We start from the raw sequence: 16126 nt of genomic DNA on the forward strand, positions 1-16126 counted from the left end.
CGGGACCGCCACCGTTGGCGGTCGTGTCGGGGACGACCACATCACGGGGCACTCAGACTCCTCACGTTCGAGTCCAGATCCCTCAGTGTATCCAGACGGGGTTGTGTGCTTTTGTCCGCGGGTCGATCAAACGACGACGAGGGAGTGCAACTCGACGTCCGTCAGGCGCTCGCGACCCTTGAGGAAGGCCAGCTCCATGAGCACGGCGAGGCCGACGACCTCGGCACCCGCCTCGCGGACCAGCTCCACCGCCGCGCGCGCCGTCCCTCCCGTGGCGAGCACGTCGTCGACGATGAGGACGCGCTCTCCGGGGGTGAAGGCGTCCCGGTGAACCTCGATGATGGCGGAGCCGTACTCCAGATCGTAGGACGCCTCAAGCGTCTCAGAGGGCAGTTTGCCTTTCTTCCGTACCGGGACGAAGCCCGCGCCCGCCTGGCAGGCGACCGGGGCGGCCAGGATGAACCCCCGCGCCTCGATTCCAACGATCTTGTCCACCTCGTACAGTCCGGCGAGCGCCTTGGTCACCGCGCCGAACGCCACCGGGTCGGCGAGCAGCGGGGTGATGTCCTTGAACATCACCCCGGGCTGCGGGTAGTCGGGCACGTCGCGGATGCGATCGAGGATCAGCCTGCTCAGCTCGGTCATGGTCGGCACTCCTTGGGGAGGGGAAGGAAAACGCCTCCGCCCCCTGGGCAGGGAGCGGAGGCGCGAACTGCTCGGAGCTTACTTCTTCTTGCGTTTGTCGCCACCGGCCGCGGCCCCGTTGGCCACGGTGGTGGCCCCGTTGGCGGCCCCGTTGGACGCTCCGGCGGTGACCGGCTGGCGCGTCGTCCTGCCCCCGGAGCCACCCCCGTGGGCGGCGAGCCTGCGGGCGATCGCCTGGTAGCGCGGCTCGCGCTCCTTCAGCGTGACCAGCAGTGGCGTCGCGACGCACAGCGAGGAGTAGGTTCCGACGATCATGCCGACGAACAGGGCCAGCGACAGGTCCTTCAGGGTACCGGCGCCGAACAGCGTGGTGCCGATGAAGAGGATCGCCGCGACCGGCAGGATCGCCACCAGGGTGGTGTTCAGCGACCGGATCAGCGTGTGGTTCAGCGCGTTGTTGGCGGCCTCGGTGTAGGTCATCTTGGAGGTCGTGCCGAGCTTGGCGGTGACCTCCTTGATCATGTCGAAGACGACGACGGCGTCGTACAGCGAGTATCCGAGGATCGTCAGGAAGCCCAGCAGGGTCGCCGGGGTGACCTCGAAGCCGGACCAGGCGTAGACACCGGCGGTGATCACCAGGTCGTGCAGCAGTGCCACGACGGCCGACAGCGCCATCTTCCACTCGAAGGCCATCGTCAGGTACAGGATGATCGCCAGCATGAAGACGATCAGTCCGATGATGGCCTTGTTGGCCACCTGGCCGCCCCAGGAGGCACCGATCACCTGCAGGTTGACCTCGTTCTGCGGCAGCTTGAACTCGCCCGCCACCGCCTTCTGGACCGCGGTGACCTGCTCGGCCGGGAGGCTCTCCGTGGTGACCCGCCAGCCGTTCTGGGTCGTCTGCGCGATGACCTGGTGCACACCGGCCTCGGTGAACGTGCCGCGCACCTGCTCGATGTTGACGGAGGCCGGGGCCTTGAAGGAGAAGACGGACCCGCCCTTGAACTCCACGCCCAGGTTGAGGCCGTTGAAGACCAGACCGGCGATGGAGATCACCAGCAGGATTACGGAGAGGCTGTACCAGAGCTTCCTGCGGCCGACGAAGTCGACGTTGACCTCGCCCCGGTACAGCCGGCGCGCGATGCCGGACATCAGGCCTCCTGCGGAGCGGACTTGGGAGCGGTGACGGTCTCGCTCATGCGTTCGGCGTCGAGGCCGGAGAGCTTGTGACCCCTGGCGAAGAACTTCAGCCTCGCCAGCATCGCGACGAACGGCTTGGTGAACATGAAGACCACCGCGATGTCGATGAGCGTGGTCAGGCCCATCGCGAAGGCGAACCCGGCCACACCGCCGACCGCCAGGAAGTACAGCACCACGGCGGCGATGAACATGACGGCGTCCGCGATGAGGATCGTCCGCCGGGCCCGGACCCAGGCGACCTCGATCGCCGTACGCAGCGAGCGGCGGCCTTCCTTCATCTCGTCACGGATGCGCTCGAAGTAGACGATGAACGAGTCGGCGGTGATACCGATCGAGACGATCAGGCCGATGATGTGCGGCAGCGAGAGGCGGAAGCCGGCGAACGCGCCGAGCAGCACCACCGACTGGTAGGTCACAACCGACGCCACCAGGAGGCTCAGCACCGAGACGACGCCCAGGCCCCGGTAGTAGAGCATCGAGTAGATCACGACCAGCAGCAGGCCGATCGCGCCCGCGATGAGGCCGCCGCGCAGCTGGTCGGCGCCCAGGGTGGAGGAGACCTCGTCGATGGAGCTCTTCTCGAACTTCAGCGGGAGCGCGCCGTACTTGAGCTGGTTGGCCAGCTCGTCGGCGCTCACCTGGGTGAAGTTGCCGGAGATCTGCGCACGGCCGCCGGTGATCGGCTCCTGGATGACCGGCGCGGAGATGACCATGCCGTCGAGGACCATGGCGATCTGGTTGCGGGGAGCCTGCGAGTTGAAGGCGGTGGTGGTGACCTTCGACCACTGGTCGGGGCCCTGGCCCTTGAAGGAGAGCTGGACGAGCCACTCGCCGGTGGTCTGGTCGACGCCTGAGGACGCGCTGTCGATCGAGGTGCCGGTCACGGCCGCCTTGTCGAGAATGAACTTGGTGCTGCCGTCGGTGCTGCAGCCCACGTACTGCTTGTCCGGCGCGTCCTGTGCCCCTCGGTTCGTCTGCTTGGCGCAGTCGAGCGTCTGGAACTCCTTGAGGGCCGCCGGGTCGATCCCGGTGGGGTCGACGCCCGCCATGGGGTCCTCGGCCGCCATCGGCGGGGCCGTCGGCGCGGCGGTGCCGTCACCCGGCTTGGAAGACTGGTCGCCGGGTTGAGCAGGCTCCGTAGAGGACTCGGAGCTTGCTCCTGGGCTTGGTTTGAGCAGTCCCGACGACAGGGCGCGCCCGGCGGGCGAGGTGCTCGTGTCGGGGGCGGCTGTCGCGGCCGGCTTCGGCACCGCGGACTCGGTGGGCTTGGGCGCCCTGGTTCCCTTGCCCCCGGAGGTGGTGGGCGAGGGGGACGGCGTCGGCGGCTGGGTGGCCAGCTCCCCGGGGGGCGGAGGCGATCCGGCCCCGATCGCCAGCACCTGGCGGAACCGCAGTTCCGCAGTGGTGCCGACCAGCTTGACGACTTCCTCCTGGCCAACTCCGGGGACGGAGATGACGATGTTGTCACCGGACTTGGCGACCTCGGCGTCGGAGATGCCGCTGCCGTTCACCCGCTCGCGGATGATGTTCACCGCCAGATCGAGACTCTCCTGGGAGGGAGCGCTTCCGTTCGGGGTGATGGGCTGCAGCGTCACTGTCGTGCCGCCGGCGAGGTCGAGGCCATATTCCGGGGTGTACGCCTTGTTGAGGAGCATCACCCCTCCCATGGCGAGAATGATCGCCAGAAGCACCAGGAGCATGCGCCCCGGTCTGCTCTGGCCGCTGGTCGGTCGGGCCACTGGTCGACTTTCGGTTATAGGGGATTGGTGGTGAACCTACTCACAGTTTCTTGCTCGCCGAGTCGCGCTCTTCGCTCTGCTGCTCGGCGGTCTCCGCGACGTCGTGGTCGACGGCCTTGACATCCTCCTCCACATCGTCGACGGGAACCAGGACGCGGCCGATCGCCGCCTTCACCCAGCGAGTCTCCACACCGGGGGCGATCTCCAGGATCACGTCGTCGGCGTCGATGGCCACCACGGTCCCGAAAAGACCCGTCGTGGTCATGACACCGGTGCCCGGCGCGAGGCTGTTCTGCATCTTGACCTGCTCCTGCTGCCGCTTGCGCTGCGGTCGGATCAGCAGGAAGTAGAAGACCACGACCATGAGAGCGATCATGATCAGGCTTGAATAGTTGCCGCCCACAGGGCCGCTCCCTCTCTTGAGAATGACCGGCGTGAAACCGGACGTCATATACGACCACGCCGCTCAGCACGTCAGCCTACACAGCCAGCCAAGGCTCGGAGTTTAGGCGAGTTGTTAGAAGCGCGGCAACGAAGTCACGATCCGGCACGCAGGGAAGTTCCCATTTCGATACAGTTGTCATCCATCTGTGATCAAGCTTGTACGTCTCCCCTACCGATGCACAACGCTAGATTTGCTCAGCATCATCCCCAAGATCGATGAGGAGCGAGGCGCCGAAGGCGTCCGGCGGGGGCACCAGCCCCAGATGGGTCCAGGCCGCGGCGGTCGCGACCCGGCCACGGGGGGTGCGGGCCAGCAGACCCTGCCGCACCAGGAACGGCTCGGCGACCACCTCGACCGTCTCCGGCTCCTCCCCCACCGCGACCGCCAGCGTCGACAGCCCCACCGGGCCGCCGCCGAACTTGCGCAGCAGCGCTCCGAGCACCGCCCGGTCGAGCCTGTCGAGCCCCTCGGCGTCGACCTCGTAGAGGTTGAGCGCGGCGGAGGCGACGTCCCTGGTGACGACGCCCTCCGCGCGCACCTCGGCGAAGTCGCGGACCCTGCGCAGCAGGCGGTTGGCGATGCGGGGCGTACCCCGCGAGCGGCCGGCGATCTCGGTGGCGGCGTCGCCCGGCAGCGTCACGCCCAGCAGGCGCGAGGAGCGGTGCAGCACCTGCTCCAGCTCGGCGACCCCGTAGAAGTCCATGTGCGCGACGAAGCCGAAGCGGTCACGCAGCGGCGCGGGGAGCATGCCGGCCCTGGTGGTGGCCCCGACCAGGGTGAACGGGGCGATCTCCAGCGGGATCGCGGTCGCCCCCGGCCCCTTGCCCACCACGATGTCGACGCGGAAGTCCTCCATCGCGAGGTAGAGCATCTCCTCGGCGGGCCTGGCCATGCGGTGGATCTCGTCGATGAACAGCACTTCGCCCTCCGAGAGGGTCGACAGGATCGCCGCGAGGTCACCGGCCCGCTCGAGCGCGGGCCCCGAGGTGATCCGGAGCGGCACGGAGAGCTCGGTCGCGATGATCATGGAGAGGGTCGTCTTGCCCAGCCCGGGACCGCCGCTCATCAGCACGTGGTCCGGCGGCCGGTTGCGCCGCAGCGCGCTCTGCAGCACCAGGGACAGCTGCTCGCGCACCCGTGCCTGCCCGATGAACTCCTCCAGCCGCTTGGGCCGCAGCGCCGCCTCGATGTTCCTCTCGTCGCCCTCGGCGTCCGGCGACACCAGATCCCGTTCGAAACTCACGCCGCCCCACCTCTGCTCACCGTACGGCGGAGGCGCCCGCGCTCTTCCCGCCGCGTCTTCCCCGTCGGGCCTCTCATCGCGTGCTCAGCGCGCTGAGTGCCGCCTTGAGCAGCGCCGCCACCTGCGGGGGGCGGCCCTCGGCCAGTTCGGCGTCGGCCCGGGGCGCGACGGCGGCGACCGCCTCGTCCGCGTCCCGTACCGAGTAACCCAGGCCGACCAGGCCGGAGTGGACCTGATCGCGCCAGGCGGGCGCGGCGGCGCGGCCGTTGAGCGCGGCGTTGACCGCCTCCTCAGGCGTGCCGAGCTTGCCCTTGAGGTCGACGATGATCCGCTGGGCGCCCTTCGGGCCCACCCCGGGGACCCTGGTCAGCGCCTTGACGTCGGCGGTGGCCACGGCCATCCTGAGCGCGTTGGGGGTGTGCACGGCCAGCATCGCCAGTGCGACCTTGGGGCCGACCCCGCTGGCCGTCTGCAGCATCTCGAAGATCCCGCGCTCGTCGTCGGTGGCGAAGCCGAACAGCGTCAGCGACTCCTCGCGGACCACCAGCGAGGTGGCCAGCCGGGCCTCCTCGCCCGTTCTGAGCGTCGCCAGCGTGCCCGGCGTGCAGTGCACGAGCACTCCCACCCCGCCCACCTCGACGACCGCCCCGTCGGGGGCGATCGCGGTCACCTGTCCTCGTACCGAGGCGATCACTTCGTGGTTCCTCTCGGGTATCCGGCCCTGCCCCGGCCGCGGAAGTAGGCCGCCGCGCTCGTGCCGGGGCCGCTCGCGGCCTTCGCGGCGGCCTCGGCCAGCCTGCTCTGGGCCCCGCCCCGCCACACGTGGCAGATCGCGAGGGCGAGCGCGTCGGCGGCGTCGGCGGGCTTGGGCATGGCGTCCAGCCGCAGCAGCCGGGTCACCATCGTGCCGACCTGCTGCTTGTCGGCCGTACCGCTGCCGGTGATCGCCGCCTTGACCTCGGACGGCGTGTGCAGGGCGACCGGCAGCCCCCTGCGGGAGGCGCACAGGATCGCCACGGCGGAGGCCTGCGCGGTGCCCATCACGGTCCTGAGGTTGTGCTGGGCGAAGACCCGCTCCACGGCCACCGCGTCGGGTTCGAGCTCGTCGAGCCACTGCTCTATGCCGGTCTCGATCGCCACCAGCCGGGCGCCGATCTCGTCGTCGGCGGGGGTGCGGACCACTCCGACCTTGACCAGGCTCAGCGGCGCGCCCGGCCTCCCCTCGACGGCGCCGAGCCCGCATCGGGTAAGCCCGGGATCGACCCCCATGACCCGCAGTTCGGGCAACCGCACCGGCACGCCTCCGCTCGCCGAACACCTGTTCGGTGCCAGACTCTACCGCCTGGGAGCACGTCGCGCACGGCCCTCGCGGGGCCCGCGGGAAGTGTCAGCGGCGGTCGAGCACGTGGGGCACGGTGAAGGCGGTCACCGCCCGGAGTTCCGCGGCGGGGACGCCGAAGCGCGAGATCACGCGTCGAGCTTCTCCATGACCTCGTCGGAGACGTCGAAGTTGGCCCAGACGTTCTGTACGTCGTCACTGTCCTCAAGGGCGTCGATCAGCCTGAAGACCTTGCGGGCGCCGTCCTCGTCGAGCGGGACGTTCATCGTCGGCATGAAGCCGGACTCGGCCGAGTCGTAGTCGATCCCGGCCTCCTGCAGGGCCTTGCGGACCGGGACGAGGTCGGTGGCCTCGGAGACGACCTCGAACTGGTCGCCCAGGTCGTTGACCTCCTCGGCGCCCGCGTCGAGGACCGCGGTCAGCACGTCGTCCTCACCCAGCTCGCCCTTGGGGACGAGCACGACGCCCTTGCGGTTGAACATGTAGGACACCGAGCCCGGGTCGGCCAGCGAGCCACCGTTGCGGGTCAGCGCGACACGGACCTCGGAGGCCGCGCGGTTGCGGTTGTCGGTGAGGCACTCGATCAGCACCGCGACGCCGCCGGGGGCGTAGCCCTCGTACATGATGGTCTGCCAGTCGGCGCCGCCGGCCTCCAGACCGCCGCCGCGCTTGCGGGCGCGCTCGATGTTGTCGATCGGAACCGAGCTCTTGCGCGCCTTGGTGATGGCGTCGTACAGCGTCGGGTTGCCGTCCGGATCGGGGCCGCCCGTCCGTGCCGCGACCTCGATGTTCTTGATGAGCTTGGCGAACAGCTTGCCGCGCTTGGAATCAAGCGCCGCCTTCTTGTGCTTCGTCGTCGCCCATTTGGAGTGGCCGGACATCCCCTAGAGCTCCCTCACCATCTCAGCGAAATATGAATGCACACCAACATCCCCGGTAATCTCCGGGTGGAAGGATGTGGCGAGCAGCGGTCCTTGACGGACCGCGACGATCCTATCTCCAGGTTCGGCCAACGCCAGCACTTCGACCCCCGAACCCACGGATTCCACCCAGGGCGCGCGGATGAAGACCGCCCGCATGGCACCACGGCCGGCGAAGTCGATGTCGGCCTCGAAGGAGTCGACCTGGCGGCCGAAGGCGTTGCGCCGAACGACCATGTCGATGCCGCCGATCGTCTGCTGGCCCTCGACGCCGCCCTCGATCCGGTCCGCCAGCATGATCATGCCGGCGCAGGAGCCATAGGCGGGCATCCCGGCCTTGATCCGCATCCGGAGCGGTTCGAGCAGCTCAAAGGTCTCGGCGAGCTTCCACATCGTGGTGGACTCGCCGCCCGGGATGACGAGGCCGTCGACCGCCTCCAGTTCGTGAGGGCGCCGTACGGCGACCGCTCTGGCACCCACCGCCTCCAGCGAGCGCACGTGCTCGCGCACGTCGCCTTGGAGCGCGAACACGCCGATCGTCGGGACGATGGTCACCGATGGTCCTTCCCCTGGAAAAAAACGTCCCTTTCAGGGTATGGCCACCCCACGGATCACCCCAAACTGGTTCATAACCAGCCCCGGGCCTTCCTGGACGGCCCTTCTAGCGCCGAAGAGGCGGCCTCCCGCAAGGAGGCCGCCTCTCCGCCGGTTTCCCTGAGTTCCGCTACCAGCCGCGCTCGGCCAGCCGGTGCGGGGCCGGGATGTCGTCGACGTTGATGCCGACCATGGCCTCGCCCAGGCCGCGGGAGACCTTCGCGATGACGTCGGGGTCGTCGTGGAAGGTGGTGGCCTTGACGATCGCGGCGGCGCGCTCGGCGGGGTTGCCGGACTTGAAGATGCCCGAGCCGACGAACACGCCCTCGGCGCCGAGCTGCATCATCATCGCGGCGTCGGCCGGGGTGGCGATGCCACCGGCGGTGAACAGCACCACCGGCAGCTTGCCGGTCTTGGCGACCTCGGCGACCAGCTCGTACGGCGCCTGGAGCTCCTTGGCCGCGACATAGAGCTCGTCGGCGGGCAGCGAGGCCAGGCGCTTGATCTCGCCCCTGATCTTGCGCATGTGGGTGGTGGCGTTGGAGACGTCGCCGGTGCCCGCCTCGCCCTTGGAACGGATCATCGCCGCGCCCTCGGTGATGCGACGCAGCGCCTCACCCAGGTTGGTCGCGCCACAGACGAAGGGCACCGTGAACTGCCACTTGTCGATGTGGTTGGCGTAGTCGGCCGGGGTGAGCACCTCGGACTCGTCGACGTAGTCGACGCCAAGCGACTGGAGCACCCGAGCCTCGACGAAGTGGCCGATGCGGGCCTTGGCCATGACCGGGATCGAGACGGCGGCGATGATGCCGTCGATCATGTCGGGGTCGCTCATCCTGGAGACGCCGCCCTGGGCGCGGATGTCTGCGGGTACCCGTTCGAGGGCCATGACGGCCACGGCACCGGCGTCTTCGGCGATCTTGGCCTGCTCGGCGTTGACGACGTCCATGATGACGCCGCCCTTGAGCATCTCTGCCATGCCGCGCTTGACCCGGGCGGTTCCGGTGACGGTGGTATCGCTGACTTCGGGCGTGCTGCTGGACACGGTCTCTACCTCACGACGGCTGCGGATCACGGGCCGCCCGCGCTGGACGGCCACTACGCTTCCATCGTAGGCGCTGGGCAGGATGCCCCCTACACGCCGTCTTGTCGTTCTTAGAAGATCCTCTTGAACATGATGTAGGACTTGCGCGTCAGGGAATGACGGGTTTGGCGGAGGCCAGCGCGATCCAGACCTGACCGGGGGCGAAGTTCATCGGCTCACCCGCCTCCGTGGTGAAGACGGTGCCGTCCTTCTCCGTCTCCCGTGACCAGCGGGCCTTGAACGCCTGCCCGTCGCGGAGCACGATCGCCCTGCCCTTGCCCGTGCTGTGCACCAGCGGCGTGTAGCTCTGGTTCTTGTCGTGAAACTCCGAGCGCTCCGTCTTGGTGTACTGCACGACGATCGTGGGCGCGCCGAGCTGGCCGCCCTCGGCCGCCATGTCCTTCTTGCCGTCCTGCCAGATCAGCCACTTGCCCGCCGCCTGCGACCAGGCGAAGGTGAAACGGGCCGCCGGGTACTTCACGCTGTACGCCTTCCGCGGCACGCCGCCCTCGGGGGCGTCGCCGAAGGTGAATCCGATGTCCTTGGCCCTGCTCGCCTTGGGCGCCTCGGTCAGCAACTGCCTGGTGTTGGCGAACAGGTTGTAGGGGGCGAAGCGTCCTTCCTGGCGGAAGTAGGCGCCCGGCGCCCGGCTGTCGGAGACGTCGAACAGCGGCGCCTCGGCGATGAAGGGGAGCATCTTGGTCTGCGCGCCCGAGTAGGCGAAGGCGGGCCTGCCGAACTGCGGGACGATGTGCAGGTCGGAGATGCGGGCGCTGCGGACCGGGCCGATCTTGGCCGGGATCTTCGAGGAGAAGATCGCCATCAGCCGGGTCAGGCCCGCCTCGACCTGCTCGATGTAGACGATGTCCGCGCTTTTGAGGCCGAGCTGCGGCTTGCCCGCCGAGGTGTTCTCGATCTTCGCCGCGAGCACCGGCCTGCGGGCCGCGCCCGACAGGCCGGTGAAGGGGTGCGTCGGCTCGGGCGTGGGGGTCGGCACCGCGCTCGGCTCACCGGCCACCGGATTGCCCGCCGACGCGGGCTTGTCGGAGGAACAGGCCGCGACCGGCGCGAGAACCGCGACTCCCGCCAGCGTGACGGCGATCATCCGAGAAACCCGCACGATTCATCTCCTCAAGTCAGCCACTTAGCCACTCGGCCACGAACCGCCAAGAGCCTACCGGTGTCCGACTTGTCAGTTACTCCAGTTTATGTGCGGCTTATTCGGCGGCCAGGGCCTTCGGCGGCGCATCGTCGATCTCGAAGAAGCCCGGATACTCGGTGTGCCCGGCCAGCCGCAGCGTGCGGGCCAGCCAGCGGCGTTGCGCCGCGCGGGTCACGCCCACCGCGTTGTTGTAGAACCGGCGGGAGTAGAGGACCTTGGCCACCGCGGCCCCCAGCTCCTCCAGCAGGTCGGAACCTGCCGGAGTGTCGGCCAGCCGGTCACGGAAGCGCTCCTGGTCGACGACGGCTCGCAGGGTGCGCGACAGGTCGCTCTCGGCGTGCTCACGCTCCTCGGGACCCGCCGTACGGGCCTCGTGGGCGGCCGCGGCCAGCACCAGGCTCGTCGCCGGGTCCAGCAGCCGGGAGGCGGCCAGCTCCAGGCTGACGGCGGTCCGCCGCACCAGGGCGGCGTCCAGGGACTCACGGGCCAGCTCCAGCCGGATGTGCAGCCGGTCGAGCCTGCCCGCCCGCCAGGAGATGTAGACGGCGCAGAGCACCACGATCGCGCCCACCACCAGGATCAGCGTGGTCGTCACAGCGTGTCGTTCCCCTCGGCCCAGGCCCTGCTCGCCACCGTGCCCTCGTCGTCCCCTGCGCCCTCGGCGTCCTCCTCGACCCCGGCCGTACTCGCCACCGTCTCGTAGACCCGCAGGACGTCACGGGCGACCGTCGACCAGTCGTACTTCCGCACGGCGGCGCGGGCCTCCTGCGACAGCTTGGCCCGGCGCACGGGGTCGTCGAGCAGCTCGGCGGCCCGGCGGGCGAGCGAGGTGGCGTCGCCCGTCTCGAACAACGCTCCCGCCTGACCGTCGTCGAGCACCTTGCGGAAGGCCGGGATGTCGCTCGCCAGGATCGCCGCGCCGGCCGACATCGCCTCGGTCAGCACGATGCCGAAGCTCTCACCCCCCAGGTTGGGCGCGCAGAAGACGTCGACCGTGTGGTAGGCACGCACCTTGTCCTCCTCGCTGACCATGCCGAGCAGGCCGATCCGGTCGTGGAGGGCGGCCGGGACGCGCTCCAGCACCTCGGCGGCGTCACCCGGCCCGGCCAGGAGCAGGCGCAGCGCCGGCCGCTCGGCGGCCAGCAGGACGAACGCCTCCAGCAGCACCGGCAGGCCCTTGCGCGGCTCGTCCATCCTGCCGAGAAAGCCGATCACCTCGCCCTCGTCCCAGCCGGGCAGCGGCTCGCCCTCGGCGTAGCGGCCGACCGTCACCCCGTTGGGGATGAGCACGGCGTCGCCGCCCATGAACTCGACCAGGGTCTTCCTGGCCGCGTCGGACACGGCGATCCGGCCGGTGATCTTCTCCAGCGCGCTCATCAGCACCGAGGCCGTGACCGAGAAGGACCGGGAGTTACCGTACGAGGCGTGGAAGGTGGCCACGATCGGCCCCCTGGCCACCCAGCAGGCGAGCAGCCCCAGCGAGGGGATGGCCGGTTCGTGCACGTGCAGCACGTCGAAGGCGCCCTCGCGCACCCAGCGGCGCACCCGGTTCGCCGACAGGAACCCGAACGACATCCTGGCCACCGACCCGTTGAAGGGCACCGGAATCGCGCGGCCCGCCGAGGTCACGTACGGGGGCAGCGGGGCGTTGTCCGCGGCGGGGGCGATCACCGAGACGTGGTGGCCTTCCTCCATGAGCGCCTCCGCGAGATCGCGGATGTGCACCTGGACTCCGCCCGGCACGTCCCAGGTGTAGGGGCAGACGATGCCGATCCTCATCCCCTGGGCTCCAGGTCCTCGAGCCAGAGGCGCTGGAGCATATGCCAGTCCTCGGGGTGCTCGGCGATGCCCTTCTCGAAGACGCCCGCGAGGCTCTGCGTGACGACGGCCACCTTCTCCTTCCTGGTGCCCTCGGCCGGGACCGCGACCTCCTCGTGGAACTGCAGGCCCCAGCCGGTCCCCTGGAAGTAGGGGATCGCCGGGATGAGGGCGGCCCCGGTGTGCACGGCCAGCAGGCCGGGGCCGGCGGGCATCCGCGTGGCCGAGCCGAAGAACTGCACCTCGACACCGTTCGCGGTCAGGTCGCGCTCGGCGGGCAGGGCGACCGGGAGCCCGGCGCGCAGGCGCTGCGCCAGGGTGCCGAAGGTGTGACCGTCACCACCGGTGAGCGGCAGCACCTCCATGCCCAGCCCCTCGCGGAAGGCGGTGTAGCGATGGAACAGCGACTCGGGTTTGAGCCGCTCGGCGACCGTGGTGAAGGGATGTCCCGTCCCGGCGAACCAGGCGCCCGCCTGGTCCCAGTTGCCCATGTGCGGCAGGGCGAGGACCACGCCGCGCCCGGCGGCGAGGTTGTCGTAGACGGGCTCCGCCCCGATCACGTGCATCCGGGAGACGAGTTCGGCGACGGGGATCGAGGGCAGCCGGAAAACCTCGTGGAAGTAGCGGAAGTAGGAGCGCATGCCGTCGCGGCTGAGCTCCCGGATCGCCGGGTCGCCCGGCGAGGTGCCCTTGACCCTGGCGAGGTTGGCCTCCAGCCTGAGCACCGACTTTCCCCGGTGCCTCCACAGCCGGTCGGCGGCGGCGCGGAAGGCCCAGGCGGTGAGCCGCTCGGGCAGGCGGGGCACGATCCTCCATCCGGCGCCGAACGCGGCCGCGACGAGACGGTCCTGGGGGGAGGGCTTGTCTGTCATCGATTTTCCGATCAGCGGAGGGGCCGGGGCGAGGTGGAGACGGCCTGCCGGCGCACGTGCAGCAGGCGCTGGCCGACCGTGACCGCACTGGCCGCGGCGAGCAGCCAGAGCCCCGCGGCCAGGATGTACGGCACACCGAGGCCGCCGAGGCCGGCCGAGACCAGACCCACCACCAGGCGCTCCGGCCGCTCGGCGAGACCGACGTCGCATGTCATGCCCAGCGCCTCCGCCCTGGCCTTGACGTAGGACACCACCGCTCCGGCGACCAGGCAGAACAGCGCGACCCCCGCCAGCGTCCGCTGATCGCTCACGATGAACCAGAACACCAGCCCGGAGAAGATTCCCGCGTCGCCGACCCTGTCGAGCGTGGAGTCGAGGAAGGCGCCCCAGGTGCTTCCCACGCCCGTCATCCTGGCCATGACCCCGTCGAGGAGGTCGGCCAGCACGAAGAAGGTGATCACCATCGTGCCCACGAACAGCTGGCCCCGGGGGTAGAAGAACAGCGCGGCGGCGACGGTGCCGAGCGTGCCCACGGCGGTGACCGCGTTGGGGCTGATCCCGCGGCGGGTGAGTGCCCTGCCCAGCGGGGTCAAGACTCGGGTGACGGCGGGGCGCAGAAGTTTCAGCATCGCGCTCCGATCGTAGGCCACCCGGCCTGAGAGCGCGCATCGGCGAGCCGTGTGACAAGGCGTTGCCGTCACGGCGAGAGCTCTCCGGAGGAGGCTCGGACACCTAGCGATCAGACTTCCCGCTCGCAATAGGATCGCCCCACCCCTCTTGTGATATTCGCCACATGGGTATTTGGTGAACACACCGCGTCCATGCGGTGTATGGACGCGGCAGCGGATCCCGGGGGTGGGCCCCACCAGGCCGCGCCCCTTCGGCAACGACGCGGGAGGCGATGTGGCGGAGAGAGCAACCGGCGGAACAGCGGGAGCCGCGGGGAGGGCACCCACGGTCGATCAGCCGGACAAGATAAGAAACGTCGTGCTGGTCGGCCATTCCGGTGCCGGGAAGACAACGCTCGTGGAGGCGTTGCTGGCCGCGACCAAGACCATCCAGCGGCCCGGCCGGGTCGAGGACGGCACGACGGCCAGCGACTTCGACGAGGTCGAGGTGCGCCAGCAGCGCTCGGTGAATCTCACCGTGGCCCCCGTGATCCACAACGACATCAAGATCAACCTGCTGGACACGCCCGGCTACGCCGACTTCGCCGGCGACCTGCGCGCCGGGTTGCGCGCGGCCGACGCGGCGCTGTTCGTCGTCTCGGCCGTCGAGGGCGTGGACGGCCTGACCAGGATGCTCTGGGAGGAGTGCGCGGCGGTCGGGATGCCCCGCGCGGTCGTGATCACCAAGATCGACCACCAGCGGGCGAACTTCGAGGACGTCCTCGCCGCCTGCCAGGAGGCCTTCGGCGACGGCGTCTCGCCGCTGTACCTGCCGGTGGTGACCAACGGCAGGGTGAACGGCCTGATCGGGCTGCTGAGCCAGAAGTTCTACAACTACGCGACCGGCACCAGGACGGAGAACTCCCCAGGCCCGGCCTACGCCGACCAGATCGAGATCTACCGGGGCACCCTGATCGAGGGCATCATCCAGGAGAGCGAGGACGAGTCCCTGATGGACCGTTACCTCTCCGGCGAGGAGATCGACACCAAGGCCCTCATCGGGGACCTGGAGAAGGCCGTCGCGCGCGGCGGCTTCTACCCGGTGCTGGCCGCGGGGACCGGCGTGGGCGCGCTGGAGGTCCTGGAGCTCATCACCCAGGGGTTCCCATCGCCACCCGAGCACCCGATGCCGGAGATCACCTCGATCGACGGCCGGCCCGTCGCCGGTATCACCTGTGACCCCGACGGGCCGCTGGTCGCGGAGATCGTCAAGACGACCAGCGATCCGTACGTGGGCCGGATCAGCCTGGTGCGGGTCTTCTCCGGCACGCTGCGCCCCGACATGACGGTGCACGTCTCGGGGCACGGCCTGGCCGACCGCGGGCATGAGGACCACGACGTGGACGAGCGCATCGGGGCGCTCTCCTCGCCGCTGGGCAAGCTCCAGCGGACGACCGCCAAGTGCGTGGCCGGGGACATCGCGGCGGTGGCCAAACTGTCACGCGCGGAGACCGGCGACACCCTGTCGGACCGGGAGAACCCGCTGGTGATGAAGGCCTGGACGATGCCGGAGCCGCTGCTGCCGGTGGCGATCCAGCCCAAGTCCAAGGCCGATGACGACAAGCTGAGCCAGGCGCTGCAGCGGCTGGTCGCCGAGGACCCGACACTCCGGCTGGAGCACAACCCCGAGACCCGCCAGCTCGTGCTGTGGTGTATGGGCGAGGCCCACACCGACGTGCTGCTGGAGCGGCTGAGCAGGCGGCACGGTGTGGAGGTGGAGAAGATCGAGCTGCGGGTGCCGCTCAGGGAGACCTTCGGCGGCCGCTGCCAGGCCCTGGGCCGCAACGTCAAGCAGACCGGCGGCCACGGCCAGTTCGCCGTCTGCCACCTGGAGGTCGAGCCCCTGCCGTCCGGCGGCGGCTTCGAGTTCGTGGACAAGATCGTCGGCGGCGTGGTGCCGCGCCAGTTCATCCCATCGGTGGAGAAGGGCGTACGCACCCAGATGCAGCGCGGGGTCCTCGCCGGCTACCCCATGGTGGACGTGCGGGTGACGCTGTACGACGGCAAGGCCCACTCGGTCGACTCCTCCGACATGGCCTTCCAGATCGCCGGGGCGCTCGCGCTGAAGGAGGCCGCGACCAAGGTGCCCACGCTGCTGCTCGAACCTGTCGACGAGGTGTCCGTGCTGGTCTCCGACGAGCACGTGGGCGCGGTGATGTCCGACCTGTCCTCGCGCAGGGGCCGCGTGCTCGGCACGGAGCCGGTGGGGGTGGGACGTACCCTGGTCAGGGCCGAGGTGCCCGAGCTGGAGATCACCCGGTACTCGATCGATCTGAGATCCATGTCACACGGCACGGGGACGTTCCAGCGGGTCTTCCTGCGCTACGAGCCGCTCCCGTCACATCTGGTGGAGAAGGTCACCGGCTGATCGGGCGATGAGGCGTGTGCCCGGCGGCA

At 69.6% G+C, this 16126-nt stretch carries 16 protein-coding genes; 1 reads left to right on the forward strand and 15 read right to left on the reverse strand.

Features of this window, described 5'->3' with window-relative positions:
* Positions 1-126 precede the first annotated feature (126 nt).
* From ACWD3H_RS22055 to pgsA, 15 genes are all read right to left on the reverse strand, one after another.
* The gene (locus ACWD3H_RS22055; RefSeq protein WP_355553633.1) at positions 127-645 is read right to left on the reverse strand and encodes an adenine phosphoribosyltransferase; all 519 of its coding nucleotides are present in this window, start codon (positions 643-645) and stop codon (positions 127-129) included.
* A 78-nt stretch (positions 646-723) separates the two neighbouring features.
* Positions 724-1797 carry a protein translocase subunit SecF gene (gene secF, locus ACWD3H_RS22060; protein WP_451956297.1) on the reverse strand — a complete coding sequence of 358 codons (1074 nt, stop codon included), beginning with the start codon at positions 1795-1797 and terminating at the stop codon, positions 724-726.
* Entirely contained in the window at positions 1797-3545 is a 1749-nt protein-coding gene (gene secD / locus ACWD3H_RS22065; RefSeq protein WP_451956298.1) for a protein translocase subunit SecD, read from the reverse strand. The genes secF and secD overlap by 1 nt, the downstream gene beginning before the upstream one ends.
* Before the next feature lie 79 nt (positions 3546-3624).
* Entirely contained in the window at positions 3625-3987 is a 363-nt protein-coding gene (gene yajC / locus ACWD3H_RS22070; RefSeq protein WP_355623283.1) for a preprotein translocase subunit YajC, read from the reverse strand.
* A 226-nt stretch (positions 3988-4213) separates the two neighbouring features.
* Positions 4214-5272 (reverse strand): Holliday junction branch migration DNA helicase RuvB, encoded by a 1059-nt coding sequence (ruvB, locus tag ACWD3H_RS22075; protein WP_355553621.1) that lies wholly within the window; start codon positions 5270-5272, stop codon positions 4214-4216.
* Between the two features lie 73 nt (positions 5273-5345).
* Positions 5346-5966, reverse strand: coding sequence for a Holliday junction branch migration protein RuvA (gene ruvA, locus ACWD3H_RS22080; protein ID WP_355553618.1), 621 nt, complete (start codon positions 5964-5966; stop codon positions 5346-5348).
* A complete protein-coding gene (gene ruvC / locus ACWD3H_RS22085; protein ID WP_350927351.1) occupies positions 5963-6550 on the reverse strand; it encodes a crossover junction endodeoxyribonuclease RuvC in 588 nt (195 codons plus the stop codon). Before ruvC ends, ruvA begins: the two co-directional genes overlap by 4 nt.
* A gap of 189 nt (positions 6551-6739) precedes the next feature.
* A complete protein-coding gene (locus ACWD3H_RS22090; protein WP_326638806.1) occupies positions 6740-7492 on the reverse strand; it encodes a YebC/PmpR family DNA-binding transcriptional regulator in 753 nt (250 codons plus the stop codon).
* Between the two features lie 3 nt (positions 7493-7495).
* Positions 7496-8086 carry a pyridoxal 5'-phosphate synthase glutaminase subunit PdxT gene (gene pdxT / locus ACWD3H_RS22095; RefSeq protein WP_350927268.1) on the reverse strand — a complete coding sequence of 197 codons (591 nt, stop codon included), beginning with the start codon at positions 8084-8086 and terminating at the stop codon, positions 7496-7498.
* 169 nt (positions 8087-8255) lie between these two features.
* The gene (gene pdxS / locus ACWD3H_RS22100) at positions 8256-9170 is read right to left on the reverse strand and encodes a pyridoxal 5'-phosphate synthase lyase subunit PdxS (RefSeq protein WP_355553613.1); all 915 of its coding nucleotides are present in this window, start codon (positions 9168-9170) and stop codon (positions 8256-8258) included.
* A gap of 148 nt (positions 9171-9318) precedes the next feature.
* The gene (locus ACWD3H_RS22105) at positions 9319-10329 is read right to left on the reverse strand and encodes a DUF3048 domain-containing protein (protein WP_451956299.1); all 1011 of its coding nucleotides are present in this window, start codon (positions 10327-10329) and stop codon (positions 9319-9321) included.
* A 97-nt stretch (positions 10330-10426) separates the two neighbouring features.
* Positions 10427-10966 carry a LemA family protein gene (locus tag ACWD3H_RS22110; protein WP_355553607.1) on the reverse strand — a complete coding sequence of 180 codons (540 nt, stop codon included), beginning with the start codon at positions 10964-10966 and terminating at the stop codon, positions 10427-10429.
* Complete coding sequence (locus tag ACWD3H_RS22115; protein ID WP_451956300.1) at positions 10963-12150, reverse strand: glycosyltransferase family 4 protein; 1188 nt, start codon at positions 12148-12150, stop codon at positions 10963-10965. Before ACWD3H_RS22115 ends, ACWD3H_RS22110 begins: the two co-directional genes overlap by 4 nt.
* The gene (locus ACWD3H_RS22120) at positions 12147-13061 is read right to left on the reverse strand and encodes a phosphatidylinositol mannoside acyltransferase (protein ID WP_451956301.1); all 915 of its coding nucleotides are present in this window, start codon (positions 13059-13061) and stop codon (positions 12147-12149) included. The genes ACWD3H_RS22115 and ACWD3H_RS22120 overlap by 4 nt, the downstream gene beginning before the upstream one ends.
* Positions 13062-13072: 11 nt before the next feature.
* Entirely contained in the window at positions 13073-13690 is a 618-nt protein-coding gene (gene pgsA, locus ACWD3H_RS22125) for a phosphatidylinositol phosphate synthase (RefSeq protein ID WP_355553598.1), read from the reverse strand.
* Between the two features lie 274 nt (positions 13691-13964).
* Here pgsA and ACWD3H_RS22130 point away from each other — a divergent pair, with 274 nt between their 5' ends.
* Complete coding sequence (locus ACWD3H_RS22130) at positions 13965-16097, forward strand: elongation factor G-like protein EF-G2 (RefSeq protein ID WP_355553595.1); 2133 nt, start codon at positions 13965-13967, stop codon at positions 16095-16097.
* Positions 16098-16126: the final 29 nt, after the last annotated feature.

This window comes from Streptosporangium sp. NPDC002607 (assembly GCF_053592655.1).